This is a genomic window from Archangium violaceum Cb vi76 (assembly GCF_000733295.1).
In the GTDB taxonomy this organism is placed as follows: domain Bacteria; phylum Myxococcota; class Myxococcia; order Myxococcales; family Myxococcaceae; genus Archangium; species Archangium violaceum.
On the sequence record NZ_JPMI01000267.1, the window covers coordinates 1 to 15,186 of the forward strand.

Below are 15,186 nucleotides of genomic sequence, written 5' to 3' on the forward strand. Positions count from 1 at the left end.
GCCGAGTTCGACGCCCTGCTGCTGGAGTCGGACCCCTTCCAGGAGCCGCTGTACTCGCGCCACCGGGCGTGGCTGACGGAGACGGGCGACACGCAGGCGCTCGCGGCGCTGCTGTTGCGCCGGGCCCAGAAGCAGCCGCCCGCGCAGGCCGCGGAGAGCTACCTCGCCGCCGCGAAGGCCTTCCGCGAGGCCGGTGCACTGGAGCGCGCGCTGCTGTGCGAGGACCAGGCCTTCGAGCTGGCTCCCTCCAGCGCCGAGGCCTTCCACGTGCTGCGCGCCCGTGCCGCCGGGGACGTGCGCCGGCTGGCGGAGCTGCTCTCCCTGCGTGCCGCCGCCGTGCCGCCCGAGCAGGCCCTGCCGCTGTTGCGCGAGCGCGCGGACAACCTGCTGAAGGCGGGGGAGGTGCTGCTCGCCGCCCAGGCCTTCGACGACTACCTGTCCAAGGCGGGCGATGACGTGGACGCGCTCGCCACGCGCGCGGAGCTGGCCGCCGAGGGCGGTGGTCCCGGCGCGGCCCAGCCCTATGACCGGCGCCTGCTCGCCGCGGGAGGCGACTCGCTGCCCGTGCCGGTGCGCGTGCGCACGCACCTGCGGCTCGGCCATGCCTCGCTGGCCTCCGGCGCGTACCGGGATGCCGCCGAGTCCTTCGAGGCCGTGGTGGCGCTCGAGCCCGAGGGGGACCGGGGCCAGGAGGCCCTGTCGCTCCTCGCCGAGGTGTACGGCAAGACGGGGGACTCCAAGGGCCTGTACCGCGCCTCCCTGAAGCTCGCGCGCAAGGCGGACGCAGCCACGGCCGAGGTGCTGTACCGCCGCGCGGCGGACCTCTTCGAGGACCCGAAGGACTCCATCGACGCGCTGCTGCACCTGGCGCGCCTGCGTCCCGCGGATGCGAGCATCATCGACCGGGCGGTGGTGGGCCTGCGTGCCCTGCGCCGTCCCGCGGATCTGCTCGCCGTCTACGAGGCGGGTGCCCATGCCGCCGGTGGCTCGCGCGCCGCGGAGCTGCTGCTGGCCGCCGCCGACGTCGCCGCGAGCCAGCTCGATGATCCGCAGCGCGCCGAGGCCCTCCGGGAGCGCGCCGCCGAAGCCGACCCGGCCAACGTGGCCGCGCTCAAGGCCCGCGTGGTGGACCTGCGCAAGCGGGGAGACCAGGCCCGGCTGTTGGAGTCGCTGGAGCGGCTGTTGCCCGTCACGGAGGACGAGGACGAGGCCGCCCTGCTGAGACTGGAGCTGGCGTCCCTGGCGAGTGCCGCCGGCCGCGAGCCGCTCGCCCGCGAGATGCTGGAGGCGGTGGTGGTCCGGGGCACGTCCGGCGCGGGCTATGCCGAGGCGCTGGAGGCATTGGAGCCGCTGCTCACCACGGATCCGGGCCGGCTGGCCGAGGTGCGTCTGGCCCGGGCGCAGCTGCTCTCCAACGTGGAGCGCCGGGAGATGCTGCTGGCCGCGTCGCGCGAGTTCGAGGCCGCGAGCCGCGTCACGGATGCACTGCGCGCGGCCCGGGAAGCCGTCTCGATCGAGCCCGACGTGGAGTCGCTGAAGTGGGTGGCGGCCCTGCACCGGGCGGCGGAGGAGCCCGGACGCGCGGCGCAGGCGCTGTTGCAGGCGGCCCGTCTGGCGTACTCGGCGCAGCGTCCGGCGTTGCTGCTGGAGGCGGCGGACCTGTGGGAGGCCGCGGACGAGAAGGCCGAGGCCCTCGAGGTCATCGAGCGGGTGGCCTCGGAGGCCCCGGACACGCTGGGCCCGGTGGAGCTGGCCGCGCGCTTCCAGCGGCTGGGAGCGCCCGCGCGCGCCGCCGAGGTGGGCTTCGCTCCCGCGCTCGAGTCGGGGGACCTCACGGGGGCCCTGGCGCTGGCCGAGGGCGCTGGAGACGCGGCCCGCATCCGCGAGGCGCTCTGGGCGCTGGTGTCGAAGCCGGACGCGGATGCCTCGCACGTCACGGACCTGGCCACCGGCCTGCGCGCCGACGGGGACTGGGACGGGCTGCTGCGGCTGGCGGAGCTGCTCACGCAGTGGGACGTGGCGCTGGCCACGGAGCTGCGCGGAGAGGTGTTGCGCGCGGACGGAGCCTCGGCCGGGTCGCGGCTGCGTGCGATGGAGTGGCTCGCGGCGGTGCCGGGCTTCACCGAGCGGCTGAAGGGCCTGCTCTCGGGCCTGGGGGGCTACCCCGAGGCGTTGTCCGAGGCGGTGCTCACGCACATCCGGGCGCTGCCGCTGGAGGAGCGCATCGCGGCGCTGGAGGAGGCGGCGGACAACTGGGCGGAGCGGCGGGGCAAGCTGCTGCGCGAGCGCTTCCGGTTGCAGCGGGACGCGGGACTCATGGCGGACGCGGCGGACACGCTGGGCCTGCTCATCCTGCTGGAGACGGACCCCAAGTTGCGCGCCAGCCTCCACGTGGAGCATGGCGACATGCTGATGTGGGCGGGCGACAAGCCGCGGGCGCTGGAGGCCTTCGAGAAGGCGCTCGAGGACGCGCCGGGCACCATCCGCGCGCTGGAGTTCCTGCTCCCCATCTACGACGAGACGAAGAACCACGCGCGCTTCGTGGTGGTGGCGGAGCAGCTGGCGGCGATTCTCGCGGGCCCGGCGGCGATGGGCCTGTGGCGCGAGCGGCTCGCGGAGGCGTACGAGGCGCTGGGCCGGCTGCCCGAGGCGGCCGAGCAGCTCAAGCTGTTGCCGGAGACGCCGGAGCGGCTGGAGCGGCGCGCGCGGATCGCCGAGGCGCAGGGCTTCACGGGTGAGGCGTTGCAGTTGCGCGAGCGCCTCACGGAGGATCCGGCGCAGCTGGAGGACATCCTCCGCAAGTACCTGGACGGGCAGCTGGTGGTGTTCGCGGTGCGCCTGGCCGAGCGGCTCTTCCAGGCCGGGCAGTTGTCGATGCCGGCGAAGCGCCTGGTGGCGGAGCGGCTGTCGCCCACGTACGAGGGCTCGGCGCTGGCCATGCACCTCTGGCCCGAGCTGCTGCGGCAGCAGCCGGTGGACGCGGACGGGTGGACGCTGTACGCCGAGGCGCTGGAGGCCTGCGACGACGTGCCCATGGAGGTGGCGCGCGTGGATGGCTTTGGCGCGGCGCTCGTCTCCAGCACGGCGAGTGCCTCGGCCGCGACGATTTCTCCGGTGACCTCGCCCGAGGACTTCCGCCACATGCCGCCGCCGGACGCGGTGCCGGTGACGAGCGAGAGCATGCCCCGCCTGCACGCGGCCCTGAAGCCCACGCTGAAGGAGCTGGGAGCGGAGGAGGTGCGTGTCTTCCTGAACCCGGCGGGTGGCGTGGAGGCGTACCTCTGCTCGCCGGACGAGCTGGTGTTGGGAGCGGGGGCGCTGGCGTGCTTCGGCCCGGTGGAGCTGGGCTACCTGTGCGCGTTGGCGCTGTGCCTGGGTGAGAAGGGCGAGGCGCTGAGCCGGCCCGGAGCGGTGGAGGGCTTCGACGAGGCGGCGGTGGCGGCGTTCCGCGCGGTGCCCACGTCGCTCGCGGCGTCACGGGTGTTGGCGCACCTGTCGCCGGAGGTGCGTGGCTCCGACCCGTCCAAGGTGGACGTGGGCACGGTGCTGCGGACCAGTACGGCGTTCCGCGCGGTGGCCCTCGCGGCCCTGGAGACCGTGTAACCTTCCGAGACCCTATGCTCGCCACAAGACGACTGCTGCTGGTGTCGCTCCCCGTTGCCGCCCTGGTTGCCGCGTGCGTGTCCGAGACGGTGTTCCCGGGAGACATGACGATCGGCACGTTCGACTTCCATGCCCAGGCCAACTGGGCGCGGACGGACTGCAAGGCGGACGGAGGCGACTTCAACCGCCTGGTGGACGGTGGCTTCGACTTCTCGGGCACGTTCTCGCGGGACAGCACGGATGCCGGGGTGTGGTTCACCATCGAGGGCTTCTCGCGCAAGGCCACGTTCGATGCGCCGGCGCAGCGCTACACGACGGTCCACCGGGCGGCGGCCCAGCTCGTGAGCTGTGGCGAGGGCTGTGAGGGCGCTCAGCTGGACGAGACGATGTCGGTGGTGGTGCTGAGCGACAGCCAGGATCGGGCGATCGCGAGCCGGTGCGGCAACATGCCGGATGGGGGCATGCCGGATGGCTCGGTGCCGGGCCCCACGGCGAATGGTTACGACGCGGAGAGGGCCTGTGGTGAGCTGCGGGTGACCTTCCTCCCGGGGAAGAGCGCGCAGTGCAAGTGCACGGTGTCGTGCACGGCGGTGTATGGCCTGGAAGGGAAGCGGCGCTTCAATGGCGGGCAATAGCAAGAAGAAGGCAGTGGTGCTGCTGTCGGGCGGGCTGGACTCGACGACGGTGTTGGCGATGGCGAAGGCGGACGGCTTCGAGCCGGTGTGCCTGGCGGTGTCCTACGGGCAGCGGCACGCGGTGGAGCTGGAGCGGGCGCGCCGGGTGACGCAGGCGATGGGGGTGAAGGACTTCCGGGTGGTGACGGTGGACCTGCGGCAGGTGGGCGGCTCGGCGCTGACGGCGGACATCGACGTGCCGAAGGACCGGCCCGAGAGCGAGCTGTCGCACGGGATTCCCATCACCTACGTGCCGGCGCGCAACGCGCTGTTCCTGTCGTTGGCGCTGGGGCTGGCGGAGGTGGTGGAGGCGAGCGTCATCTACATTGGCGTGAACGCGGTGGACTACAGCGGCTATCCGGACTGCCGGCCCGAGTTCATCCGGGCGTTCGAGCAGATGGCGACGCTGGCGACGAAGGCGGGGGTGGAGGGGACGCGCTTCGAGGTGAGGGCGCCGCTGTCGGGGATGACGAAGGCGGACATCATCCGGGCGGGGGTGGAGCTGGGGGTGGACTATTCGATGACGCACTCGTGCTACGACCCGGACGAGGAGGGGAGGGCGTGTGGGCGGTGTGACAGCTGCGTGCTGAGGCGCCGGGGATTCGAGCAGGCGGGGGTCGTGGACCCGACGCTCTACGTGAAGGGAGCCTGAGATGACGGGAGTGGCAAGCGTGGCGATGGGGCTGTGGCTGGCGGCGGGGAGCACGCCGGTGGTGGACGCCACGGAGGTGGTGAAGGACCTGGTGGTGGACATGAAGTACGCCACGCCGGACAACTTCCTGAAGCAGAAGGTGTACCCGGACGGGGCGCGCTGCATGTTGCGGCACGAGGCGGCCGAGCGGCTGGCGAAGGCGGCGGAGACACTGCGTGCGCAGGGGTACCGGCTGAAGGTGTACGACTGCTACCGGCCGATCGCGGTGCAGTGGCAGATGTGGAAGATCCTCCCGAAGCCCGGCTACGTGGCGAACCCGAAGAAGGGAGGCAACCACAACCGGGGGGCGGCGGTGGACCTGACGCTGACGACGATGGACGGTCAGGAAGTGGAGATGCCGACGGAGTTCGACTCATTCGAGCCGAAGGCGCACCACAGCTACCAGGGAGGGACAGAGGCGTCGAGGAAGCACCGGGAGATCCTCCGGAAGGCGATGGAGGGAGCGGGCTTCAAGAGGAACGCGATGGAGTGGTGGCACTACGATCTGCCGGGAGCGACGAAGCTGCCGGTGTTGGACGTGCCGTTCACGAAGCCGGAGGAGAGCTTGGCTCCCAAGTCCAGTCCCTCTAACGAGCCCAAATAACGGAAGCGCTAAGCAAGAAGTTGAGCGCCGACTGCAAGGTCGCTCATGCCGTGTCGAGGTGTGGATGCGTCTCTGCCTCACTGTATTGATGCTGCTGGCGCTGGGGTGCAGTTCTTCTCCACCCAAAGGGGTCGTCCGATTCCGGGCCGGTGAAGCCCCAACCCATATTGATGGCCCGATGCCTGACTTCGGGCCATTTCCGACATATTCGGACGCACTACTTGCTGCGTGCCCGCTTATCCTGTCCCTACCTGGTGCGGTGACGCCCCCTCCCAGCAATCCGAACTTCTCATTATATTGGGAGTTGTCCACGGAGTACTGTGCTTGGATCTACTCTACTCCAGATAGCCAGTACGAAATGAGCATGGTCGCCACCAATATGACTCAGGGCGACTCCAAGATGCGGACGTGCGACCTTCCTCCGTATGTCCGCGACTTCCGCTATTCGGAGGACAGTCTTGGATATGTTTTCGTCGTACACAATCATCCCGTGGGAGATGTGTTGTCTCGTAGAGACATTCGATACATCTTCAATCAGGGAGTGATGCACGGCTTCTCCTTCAAGACCGGGGAGCGCGAAATCCCTATTGGCATCATCGCGTTCTTCTCGAAAGGTGGACCTGGAAGTCCATCTTGCGACGGCTTTTTTCAATACACTCCTCTCACTGGCGACCTGTTGAGGTGGACTGTGGATGCGCGGTCTGGGCTGAAACGCGAGCAATATGGTGTGGTCAGGTGGTTGGATTCTGAGAATTTTGAAATCGAGTATCGGTAACGCTTGGCGCGCTGCTTCTGGAGAGGTGAGTATGAATTCAAGGTTGCTCCTCCTGCTCTGCAGCGTGGCCTTCGTTGGCTGTGCTCATCGTCCATGTCAGGTTCTGGGCGACTTGTTCGGGTGTGGCTGCGTCCCCAAGAGGCCGCAGCCGGAATTCCAGGACATGAGTGTCCAACTTCCCGTCTTCGATCACACCTTGAAGCCGGAGGTGGACGTCGATGGCTACACGCTCCAGGCCATTCGCATCGCGGCGGATGATCTCCTGAAGTCAGGACCGGCGGACCTCCCATGTGGTGAGAAGCAGGTCTCCTACAGGTACCGGGCACTGCGGAGGGGCGACATCATCTTCGTCCGGATTGAGTTCAAGCCGGAGAATTGCGGAAGGACCGTCGGCATGCTCGATGATGGAGCAACCTATGCCATCGGGGTGGATGGACGAATCCTGAGACGAGACCTGGATGGTGGCTGAGGCTCACAGGATCGCGTTGAGTTCGAGCACGGGCAGCTTGGGATTCATGACATCCGGGTACTTGATACCCGCCCCGGTATTGAGCAGCAGCACGCGCTGACCGGCCTCGAGCCACCCATCGCGAAGCAACATCCGCGTGGCCCCCACGAGCGACGCGCCCTCGGGGCAGATGAATGCGCCCTCCATGCGGCTGATGCGCTCAAGCCCCCACATCGTGTCCGCATCCGGCACAGCGACACACGTCCCACCGGTCTCGCGAACGGCCTGAAGCACGAGAAAATCACCGAGGGCCTTGGGAACACGAATCCCCTGAGCCACGGTGGACGCGTTCTCCCACTTCTCGGAGACGTCCTTGCCCTCACGGAAGGCCTTCACGATGGGTTGGCAGCCCTCGGCCTGGACGGCGACGAGCTTGGGGAAGCGGACGTTCTCGGGGAGCCAGCCCATCTCTCGCATCTCCAACAGGGCCTTGTAGATGCCGATGATGCCCACGCCGCCGCCGGTGGGGTACAGGATGACGTCGGGCAGGGTCCAGCCGAGCTGCTCGGCGATCTCATACCCCATCGTCTTCTTGCCCTCGATGCGGTACGGCTCCTTGAGCGTGGCGGCCTCGAACCAGCCATGGGCCTTGGCCGAGCGGCCGACGATGGCACCGGCATCCGTGATCTGCCCCCGCACCATGTACGCATTGGCGCCAACGGCGGAGGCCTCCAACACACTCATGGCGGGGGCATCGGTGGGCATGACGAGCGTGACGGACATGCCAGCGCGAGCGCCGTAGCTGGCCCACGCACCGCCAGCATTGCCATTGGTGGGCATGGCAAGTGCCTTGATACCCAACTCCCGAGCGCGGCTGACACCGGTCGCGGCACCGCGGGCCTTGAACGAGGCGGTGGGATTCAACCCCTCGTCCTTCAACCACAGGTCGGGCAGGCCCATCTCCGCACCCAGCCGCGGGAGCGGAAACAACGGCGTCATGCCCTCGCCGAGCGTGATGATGTTCTTGTCCTCACGGACGGGGAGCACCTCGCGGTAGCGCCAGAGCGAGGACACACGGCCGGCGAGGTCGGAGGGGCGCACGGCGCGGGCAACGGCCTTCAGGTCGTAGCGCACGAGCAGCGGGCCGCCGCAGTCACACAGGTTCTGGACCCGGTCCGCGTCATGCGTCTTGCGGCAGCGCGAGCACTCGAGATGGGAGAGGAAGGACATGGCCGCCTTTTAGCGGACGAAACGGGCAATGGGCTCAACGCTGATCTCGAACTCGGAGGAGAAGGTCTCTCCAGGAGCCACGGTGAGCAGCCCCTGGTGGGTCTGGAGGGCGCCACCGGGGGCGGTCCAGGGCTCCACGCAGACGAAGTCACGGCCCTCGAGCGTCCACACCACGAGCGTGGTGAAGGAGGGGCTCCAGGCGAGCTCCACCGGCCGCAATCCAGGCCCGCGCTCCAACGTGGTCCCGTGCAGCGAGTGGTCGAGCAGGTGCATGTCCACCTCGGGCCCGGTGAGGTCCAACCCGGTGAGGGTCACATGGGCGCCCTTGCGGTTGTCCCAGGCGCGCGAGGCATCGGTCTCGACGCTGGCGGAGGCCTTGTGGGCCTGGGGGACGTGGAAGTACGGGTGGTAGCCGAGGTGCAGGGGCATGGGCCGCGAGTCGCGGTTCTCGGCGCTGAAGGACAGGTGGAGGGCGGAGCCGAGGAGCGTCACGGTGAGGCGGGCCTCGAAGCGCCAGGGGAACTCGCGCAGGGTCTGCTCCGAGTGCCCGAGTGCGAGCACCACGCGTGAAGTCTCCTGGCTACGCACCTCCCAGGGCAGGTCGCGGGCGAAGCCATGGCGGCGCATGGGGTACTCGCGGCCGTCCGCCGTGTACTGATTGCCGGGGAGGACGCCGGGGGCGGGGAAGAGCACGGGGATGCCGCCGCGCACGTTCTTCGTGGGGTCCGCCAGGGTGCTCTCGTCGAGGAAGAGGATGGGCTCGCCCTCGACGATGAAGCGGCTGACGAGCGCCCCGCGCTCGGGGACGACCTCCGCGCGAGAGCCCTCATCCGTGAGCACCACCATGTGTCTCCTCCAGGCGCGCCGCGCCGGACGTGGCGCGGATGCCGGGCTTGTACCAGGAGAATGCCCGCCTTCACCTCGGGAAGAGACGCACCGTGTCATCTTCCAAGCAGGCCTGGCCGGGGATTCGCAGGGTGTGCAGCTCGCTGCATGATCTCATGCACATCCCGCTACAGGGAGGCGGCGAGGGGCCGTTCCGCCCTCGCGACGGGCCTCTGGCATGTCCGATGCTACGCACCTCGGTCATGGTGAACGGAATGATTCGACAGCTGATGCTCGGTGGTGTGCTCGCGATGGCGGTGGGGTGTGGGGGCCTGGAGGACGAGAGCAGGGACAGCTGGTTCGTGGTGAACTCCGCGGAGAGCGCCGGTGACGGCCTCGTGCTCTTCGACGTGAGCCTCTACGCGACCAGCTACGAGACCAACCCTTCCGGTGACTGCGCGGTACTGTCCATGACGGCGCAGGCCACCGTGAACGGGAAGTCGGCGGACATCCGGAGCCGGGGGAGCAAGTTCCAGAAGTTCAAGCAGGGCTGTGAACCCATCCGGTTCACGGGGGTGGCCCCGGCCGACAGCGAGAAGATCTCCTTCCGCCTCTTCGACCTGGGTCTCGAGCGTGTCGTGGAGTTCCAGAACGTGTTCGAGCCGATGTCCATGCGCATCGTCTCTCCCGAGGATGGCGTCCTGCACCCCGGGCAGACGCTGGTGGTGGAGCGCTCGCCGGCCACCGATACGGCTACCGCGTTCTCCGGTGGCCCCGCGACCTTCGAGCAGCTGTCGTTCTTCAGCGGCGAGCAGCAGTTCCACTTCAACCACGGCTTCGTCCAGGACGGGAATCGCCTCTCGTTCACGGTCCCCACCGAGGTCCCCGCGGGTGAGGGCTTCATCGCGCTCGAGGGGGATTACAACTCGGGGGTCACGCGCTGCGACTTCACCCGGTGCAGCTTCTCGCGGCGCAAGTCGTCCCGGGTGCCCGTGGTGTTCGCCGCCCCGTGAGGAACGGAGGGCCCGCCGGGGCCCGCCTGAGCTCAACGGGTGCGGAAGGTGGCCACCACCGCGTTGTGGTCGGTGGCCTCGCCCACGTCGATGACCTCGGCGCTGACGAGCCGCTCGGCCATCCGGGGTGAGGCGAAGATGTAGTCCGTGCGGTAATCGATGGTCACGCCGTTGCGGACGCGGCGCGCGGTCACCCACGCGGGCGAGGCGGGCCGGTGGCGCAGGGCATCCACCCAGCCGAAGGACTCCACGTCGTCGATGACGTCGAAGCGCGGCGGGTGGCCGTACTTGTCCACGCCCGCCAGACGCAGCTGGTCGGCGAGGTCCACGGGGTAGGGGTCCTTGCGTGACAGGGAGTTGAGGTCCCCCGCCAGCAGGTAGAGGCCCTCGCGGAAGGCGGTGGGGTCCAGCAGCGAGCGCAGGTAACGCGCCTCGACGAAGCGGAGCGTCTCGTAGTGCGCGTCGTAGTGTGTCCCGAAGAACGTCAGCGGGCCCTCGCCGGTGTCGAACTCGCACTGCACCAGCGCGTGGCCGATGAAGTGCGGGTTGTTGTGCACCTGGATGGAGCGCGGGGCCATTCGGCTGAGGACGGACACGTGGTAGCAGTTGCCGCTGCCTCGCGGGCGGGCGGCGCCCAGGTGGGCGTGGACGGCGCCCTCGGGACCCAGTGTGGCGGCCACCTGGCGCAGGCGCTCGCCATCGTCCCAACCCAGGCACTCCTGCAGCACCAGCAGGTCCGGGCTCTCCCGCGCCACCAGGGCGAGGAGGGACTCGAAGCGGTCCTGTCCTCCGAAGAGGACGTTGAGCGTCATCACCTTCAGCGTCATGGGTCCTCCTTTACTTCGGCGAGGCACCCAGGCGCCGCACCCGGATGAGCTCCCCCACGATGGACACGGCGATCTCCTCCGGGGTCAGCGCGCCAATCTCCACGCCCATGGGGGAGCGCAGCCGGGCCACGGCCTCGTCGGAGAAGCCCGCGGCCTTCAGCCGCATCCGGAAGCGCTCGGCCTTGCGCCGGCTCCCAATCACCCCCAGGTAGTCCGAGGGCTTGTCCAGCAGCGCCTCCACCACCGCCTGGTCCAGCGGATGGTCATGCGTGGTGATGCAGAAGCAGTGTCCGGTGCCCCCGCTCAGCGTCCGCGCGTAATCCGCCGGGTCCTTCAGCACCCGCTCGATGCCGGGGAAGCGCTCGGCGGTGGCCCACTCGGGCCGGGCGTCCACCACCGTCACCCGGAAGCCCACCCGGTGCGCCAGCAGGGCCAGCTCGCGCGCCACGTGCCCCGCGCCGAACACCGTGAGCCTCGGCGGCGCCCCGTGCTTCTCCAGGAACACCTTCATCCGGCCCCCACAGCACATGCCCAGCTCGTGCGTGAGGTGCGTCTCGATGACGCGCGTGCTCTCCGGGGACTCCAGCAGGGCCCGCGCGGCCTGGACGATCTGATGCTCGATGGCACCACCGCCCACGGTGCCCCGCAGGCTTCCGTCCTCGAGCACCACCATCTTCGAGCCCGGCTTCTGCGGCGTGCTGCCGGCGCTCTCGATGACGGTGGCCAGTACGAACGGGCGGCCCTCGGCCACCAGGGCCGCCATCTGCGCGTAAAGGTCCATGGCAGGGGACACTCTACCCCCGCCCCGGGCTAACCGAAGAAGACCTGGGCGACCTCGAAGAACTCCTGGGGCACCTTCTTGAGCTCCCGGGTGGCCTCCGCCAGGTCCACGCTGAGGATCTCATTGCCCCGGAGCGCGGCCATCTTGCCGAACTCACCCCGGGCCACCATGTCGCACGCGTGCACGCCGAAGCGTGTGGCCAGCACACGGTCATGGGCCGTGGGGGCGCCGCCGCGCTGGATGTGGCCCAGCACCGACACGCGCGTCTCGTAGCCCGTGCGCCGTTCGATTTCATTGGCCACGATGGCACCCACGCCACCGAGCCGGGGCCGGCCCGCCTCGTCCAGCGCGCCCGAGGTGACCAGGTGCTCCTGGGTGTCCTCACCCGTCTTGATGCGCGTGCCCTCGGCCACCACCACGATGGAGAAGGAGCGCCCGGTGGCGTGCCGGTGCTTGATGTGCTCGGCCACCCGCACCAGGTCCGCGGGGACCTCGGGGACGAGAATCACGTCCGCGCCGCCGGCCATGCCCGCGTAGGTGGCGATCCACCCCACGTGCCGTCCCATCACCTCGCACACGATGACGCGCTTGTGCGACTCGGCGGTGGAGTGCAGCCGGTCAATGGCCTCGGTGGCGATGGTCACGGCGGTGTCGAAGCCGAAGGTGAAGTCCGTGCCGTTGAGATCGTTGTCGATCGTCTTCGGCACGCCCACGATTTTCAGGCCCTCCCTGGCCATGCGCGTGGCGGCCGAGAGCGTGCCCTCACCGCCGATGGCGATGACGGCGTGGATGTCATGGCGCTCGATGGCGCGCTTGACCTTCTCCAGGCCGTTCTCGACCTTGAAGGGGTTGACGCGGGAGGTGCCCAGGATGGTGCCACCGCGGTGGAGGATGCCGGAGGTGGTCTCGCGCGTGAGGCGGAAGTGGTTGTCCTCGAGGAGACCCTTCCACCCGTCACGCAGACCCATCATCTCGAAGCCATGGGCGCTGGCCCGGCGGACAACGGCGCGGATGACCGCGTTGAGGCCGGGGCAATCACCCCCGCCTGTAAGGACGGCGACTTTCATGAGGTAGTCCTTCTAACCCACCTCGAAGCCGAATCATCCGCGAAGTTGAGGGGAAACCGCCCGCCAGCCACGGCGGCATCCAGCCAGTAGCGCATGGCCAGGTTGGAACGGAGGCGGGCGGACAGGGCCCCCCCGGGCCGAGGGGTCTACCCGCGCCGCCTCCAGGACAGAAGCCGATGCAACGGGTGACGTCTTGCTTGGTCGGGCGCCAGGGCCTGGCCTATGCTGACGGGTGCCTTGAACGTCCGCGTCTTCGCCTCCGAGCTTGAAGCCGCCGCCGCCTGCGCGGCCCTCGTCGCCGCCGCGATCAGGGAGAAGCCTTCCCTGGTGCTGGGGCTGCCCACGGGCCGTACCCCGCTCAACGTCTACCGGGAGCTGGTGGCGCTGCACCAGCGCGGGCAGGTGGACTTCTCGAGGGTGACCACCTTCAACCTGGACGAGTTCCTCGGGCTGGCGCCGGACGACCCCAGCAGCTACCGGGCGTACATGGAGCGGCACTTCTTCCAGCACGTCAACCTGGCGTCCGAGCGCATCCACTTCTTCGACGGGAGCGCGGAGCGGGCCGAGCGGGAATGCGTCCGCTATGACCTCAAGCTGTCGGAGGCGGGAGGGCTGGACCTGTTGCTGCTGGGCATCGGGCCCAACGGGCACGTGGCCTTCGTCGAGCCGGGGGACAGCCTCCAGGCGGGGAGCCACCGGGCGCGCCTGTCGCGGGAGTCCCGCCTGGCGGTGGCTTCGCTCTTCGGGGACGACGTCTGGAAGGTGCCCCTGGCGGCGCTCACGCTGGGCATGGCGGGATTGCTTCAGGCGCGCCGCGTCATCCTCCTGGCCTTCGGGGTGAACAAGGCGGCGGCGGTGACGGCCATGCTGCGTGGCCCCATCACCCCCATGTGCCCGGCCTCGTTCCTCCAACTCCACGGCAACGTGGAGGTCTGGCTGGACGCCGAGGCCGGACGGGGCGTGGACGGCTCGCGCTAGTAGCGGCCGTTGGCCACGGACTGGGAGGTGCGCTCGCGCACCAGGCGCAGCAGCCCGAGGAACTCGGCGCGGTCGCTCATGCCGTCCACGGCGCCCTCGGCGAGCGACTCGGCGGTGGCCAGGCTCCAGTCCCCGGCCTGGGGCGCGCCCCGGAGGATGTCCGCGGTACCGGCCACGGCGGCGGCGAAGCGCAGGTTGGCGGAGGCGTCGCGCAGCGAGCCGTGCAGCCCCGAGCGCTCCAGGGAGAAGCGCTGCTCGGCGGCCTCCACGCCACCGGGACGCCTGGCGCGCACGCGCACGGTGGCCACGTTCGCGCCCTCGCCGGCGAGCTCCACCTCGTAGAGGGCGGTGACGGTGTGGCCGGCGCCAATCTCGCCCGCGTCCACCTTGTCGTTGCGGAAGTCCCGGTCGGCGATGGCGCGGTTCTCGTAGCCCAGCAGCCGGTAGCCGCGCACGGTGGCGGGGTCGAACTCCACCTGGATCTTCACGTCCTGTGCGATGACCTCCAGCGTGCCGGCGAGCCGCTCCTGGAAGACGCGGCGGGCCTCGCGCTCGCTGTCGATGTAGAAGCAGTTGCCGTTGCCCTTGTTGGCCAGCCGCTCCATCAGGTCATCGCGGTAGTTGCCCATGCCCAGGCCGATGGTGGACAGGGTGACACCCTCCTGCACGTAGCCCTGGACGCTGGCGAGCATGGCGTCGGCGGTGAGGTTGCGGCCGAGGTTGGTGTCGCCGTCGGTGAGGACGACGACGCGCGAGACGCGCTGGGGACCGGCCTTCTTCGCGGCGTGGCGGTAGGCGATCTCCAGGCCGTCGCCCATGGCGGTGCCGCCGCCGCTGGTGAGCGCGTCGATGGCGGCGAAGAGCGTGTCGCGCTCGGAAGCGGAGGTGGGGGGCAGCACGTCGCGCACGCCGCCGGCGTAGGTGACGAGCGCCACGGTGTCCGCCTCGTTGAGCCCGTCCACCATCAGCTTCATGGCGGTCTGCGCGAGCGGCAGCTTGTCCGGCTGGCCCATGGAGCCACTGGTGTCCACGAGGAACACGAGGTGGGTGGGCTTGCGCTGGCTCTTGGCGAGGTTGCGGCCCTGCAGGCCCACCTTGACGAGGTGGCGGCCGGGAGTGAAGGGCGAGGGCGCGCCCTCGAGGTCCACCCGGAAGTCCCCCTCCTCGGGGGCGGGGTAGCGGTAGCGGAAGTAGTTCATCCACTCCTCCACGCGGATGGAGTCACGCGCGGGCAGGCCGCCCTCGGCCACCTGGCGGCGGAAGAGGGTGTACGAGGCCGTGTCCACGTCCACGGCGAAGGTGGAGAAGCGGTCCTCGCTCGTGAGGGTGAAGGGGTTGGGGCGCTGCGCGGCGTGGGTGTTGCCGGTGGAGATGGGCTCGGCGGGAGGCCGGGGCGGTGCCGGCGCCATCACCATCTCGGGGGCCGGGGCCGCGGACGAGCCCCCTTCGTCGTTCGCCCCGAAGGTCCTCAGCGACTTGCGCTGGAGCTGCCGGTTCGCCGTGGCGCCGCCGTTCGCGGTGTATTCCGTGCTGGAGAGCGATGCCGCGCTCGCACCGAAGAGCTTGCGGATGTTGTTGCCGAACAAGGAGAGGGTGGCCACCGCGAGAGCGAGGACGCCCAGGGTGACGACGGCGAGCTTCGAGAGGCCGGCGATTCGTTTCATGCCAAG

Annotated in this window: 13 protein-coding genes and 1 pseudogene; 8 read left to right on the forward strand and 6 right to left on the reverse strand. The window is 69.6% G+C overall.

Annotated elements, in window-relative coordinates; genetic code table 11:
* The 6 genes and pseudogenes from Q664_RS59530 to Q664_RS36445 all read left to right on the forward strand — a co-directional run.
* Window positions 1-3,603, forward strand: a pseudogene (locus tag Q664_RS59530) (flagellar hook-length control protein FliK); the annotation flags it as partial.
* A 14-nt stretch (window positions 3,604-3,617) separates the two neighbouring features.
* Window positions 3,618-4,238: a hypothetical protein gene (locus Q664_RS36430; protein WP_043406680.1), complete on the forward strand. Its 621-nt coding sequence runs from the start codon at window positions 3,618-3,620 to the stop codon at window positions 4,236-4,238.
* A complete protein-coding gene (queC, locus tag Q664_RS36435; RefSeq protein ID WP_043406685.1) occupies window positions 4,225-4,929 on the forward strand; it encodes a 7-cyano-7-deazaguanine synthase QueC in 705 nt (234 codons plus the stop codon). The genes Q664_RS36430 and queC overlap by 14 nt, the downstream gene beginning before the upstream one ends.
* Window position 4,930: 1 nt before the next feature.
* Complete coding sequence (gene ddpX, locus Q664_RS36440; RefSeq protein WP_052519114.1) at window positions 4,931-5,572, forward strand: D-alanyl-D-alanine dipeptidase; 642 nt, start codon at window positions 4,931-4,933, stop codon at window positions 5,570-5,572.
* Between the two features lie 358 nt (window positions 5,573-5,930).
* Entirely contained in the window at window positions 5,931-6,347 is a 417-nt protein-coding gene (locus tag Q664_RS55510; protein ID WP_235217015.1) for a hypothetical protein, read from the forward strand.
* A 163-nt stretch (window positions 6,348-6,510) separates the two neighbouring features.
* Window positions 6,511-6,816 (forward strand): hypothetical protein, encoded by a 306-nt coding sequence (locus tag Q664_RS36445; protein ID WP_043406688.1) that lies wholly within the window; start codon window positions 6,511-6,513, stop codon window positions 6,814-6,816.
* 3 nt (window positions 6,817-6,819) lie between these two features.
* On the opposite strand, the gene Q664_RS36450 is transcribed toward Q664_RS36445, so the two are convergent.
* Window positions 6,820-8,025 carry a threonine synthase gene (locus Q664_RS36450; protein ID WP_043406691.1) on the reverse strand — a complete coding sequence of 402 codons (1,206 nt, stop codon included), beginning with the start codon at window positions 8,023-8,025 and terminating at the stop codon, window positions 6,820-6,822.
* Window positions 8,026-8,034: 9 nt separating this feature from the next.
* Window positions 8,035-8,871, reverse strand: a complete 837-nt coding sequence (locus Q664_RS36455) for an aldose epimerase family protein (protein ID WP_043406693.1) — start codon at window positions 8,869-8,871, stop codon at window positions 8,035-8,037.
* Window positions 8,872-9,125: 254 nt separating this feature from the next.
* On the opposite strand from Q664_RS36455, the gene Q664_RS36460 reads away from it, so the two are divergent.
* On the forward strand, window positions 9,126-9,863 hold the full coding sequence (locus Q664_RS36460; protein ID WP_043406696.1) for a hypothetical protein: 738 nt from the start codon (window positions 9,126-9,128) through the stop codon (window positions 9,861-9,863).
* 32 nt (window positions 9,864-9,895) lie between these two features.
* Here the strand turns inward: Q664_RS36460 and Q664_RS36465 are convergent, their stop codons facing one another.
* From Q664_RS36465 to Q664_RS36475, 3 genes are read right to left on the reverse strand one after another with little or no spacing between them, the layout of a single operon-like run.
* The gene (locus Q664_RS36465) at window positions 9,896-10,690 is read right to left on the reverse strand and encodes an endonuclease/exonuclease/phosphatase family protein (RefSeq protein ID WP_043406699.1); all 795 of its coding nucleotides are present in this window, start codon (window positions 10,688-10,690) and stop codon (window positions 9,896-9,898) included.
* Between the two features lie 10 nt (window positions 10,691-10,700).
* Window positions 10,701-11,471 (reverse strand): xanthine dehydrogenase accessory protein XdhC, encoded by a 771-nt coding sequence (xdhC, locus tag Q664_RS36470; protein WP_043406702.1) that lies wholly within the window; start codon window positions 11,469-11,471, stop codon window positions 10,701-10,703.
* Between the two features lie 29 nt (window positions 11,472-11,500).
* Complete coding sequence (locus Q664_RS36475; RefSeq protein WP_043406705.1) at window positions 11,501-12,538, reverse strand: 6-phosphofructokinase; 1,038 nt, start codon at window positions 12,536-12,538, stop codon at window positions 11,501-11,503.
* A gap of 237 nt (window positions 12,539-12,775) precedes the next feature.
* Between Q664_RS36475 and nagB the strand changes: the two genes are divergently transcribed.
* The gene (gene nagB / locus Q664_RS36480; RefSeq protein WP_043406749.1) at window positions 12,776-13,516 is read left to right on the forward strand and encodes a glucosamine-6-phosphate deaminase; all 741 of its coding nucleotides are present in this window, start codon (window positions 12,776-12,778) and stop codon (window positions 13,514-13,516) included.
* Here nagB and Q664_RS36485 read toward each other — a convergent pair.
* On the reverse strand, window positions 13,513-15,180 hold the full coding sequence (locus Q664_RS36485) for a vWA domain-containing protein (RefSeq protein ID WP_043406707.1): 1,668 nt from the start codon (window positions 15,178-15,180) through the stop codon (window positions 13,513-13,515). The genes nagB and Q664_RS36485 overlap by 4 nt on opposite strands.
* Window positions 15,181-15,186 lie beyond the last annotated feature (6 nt).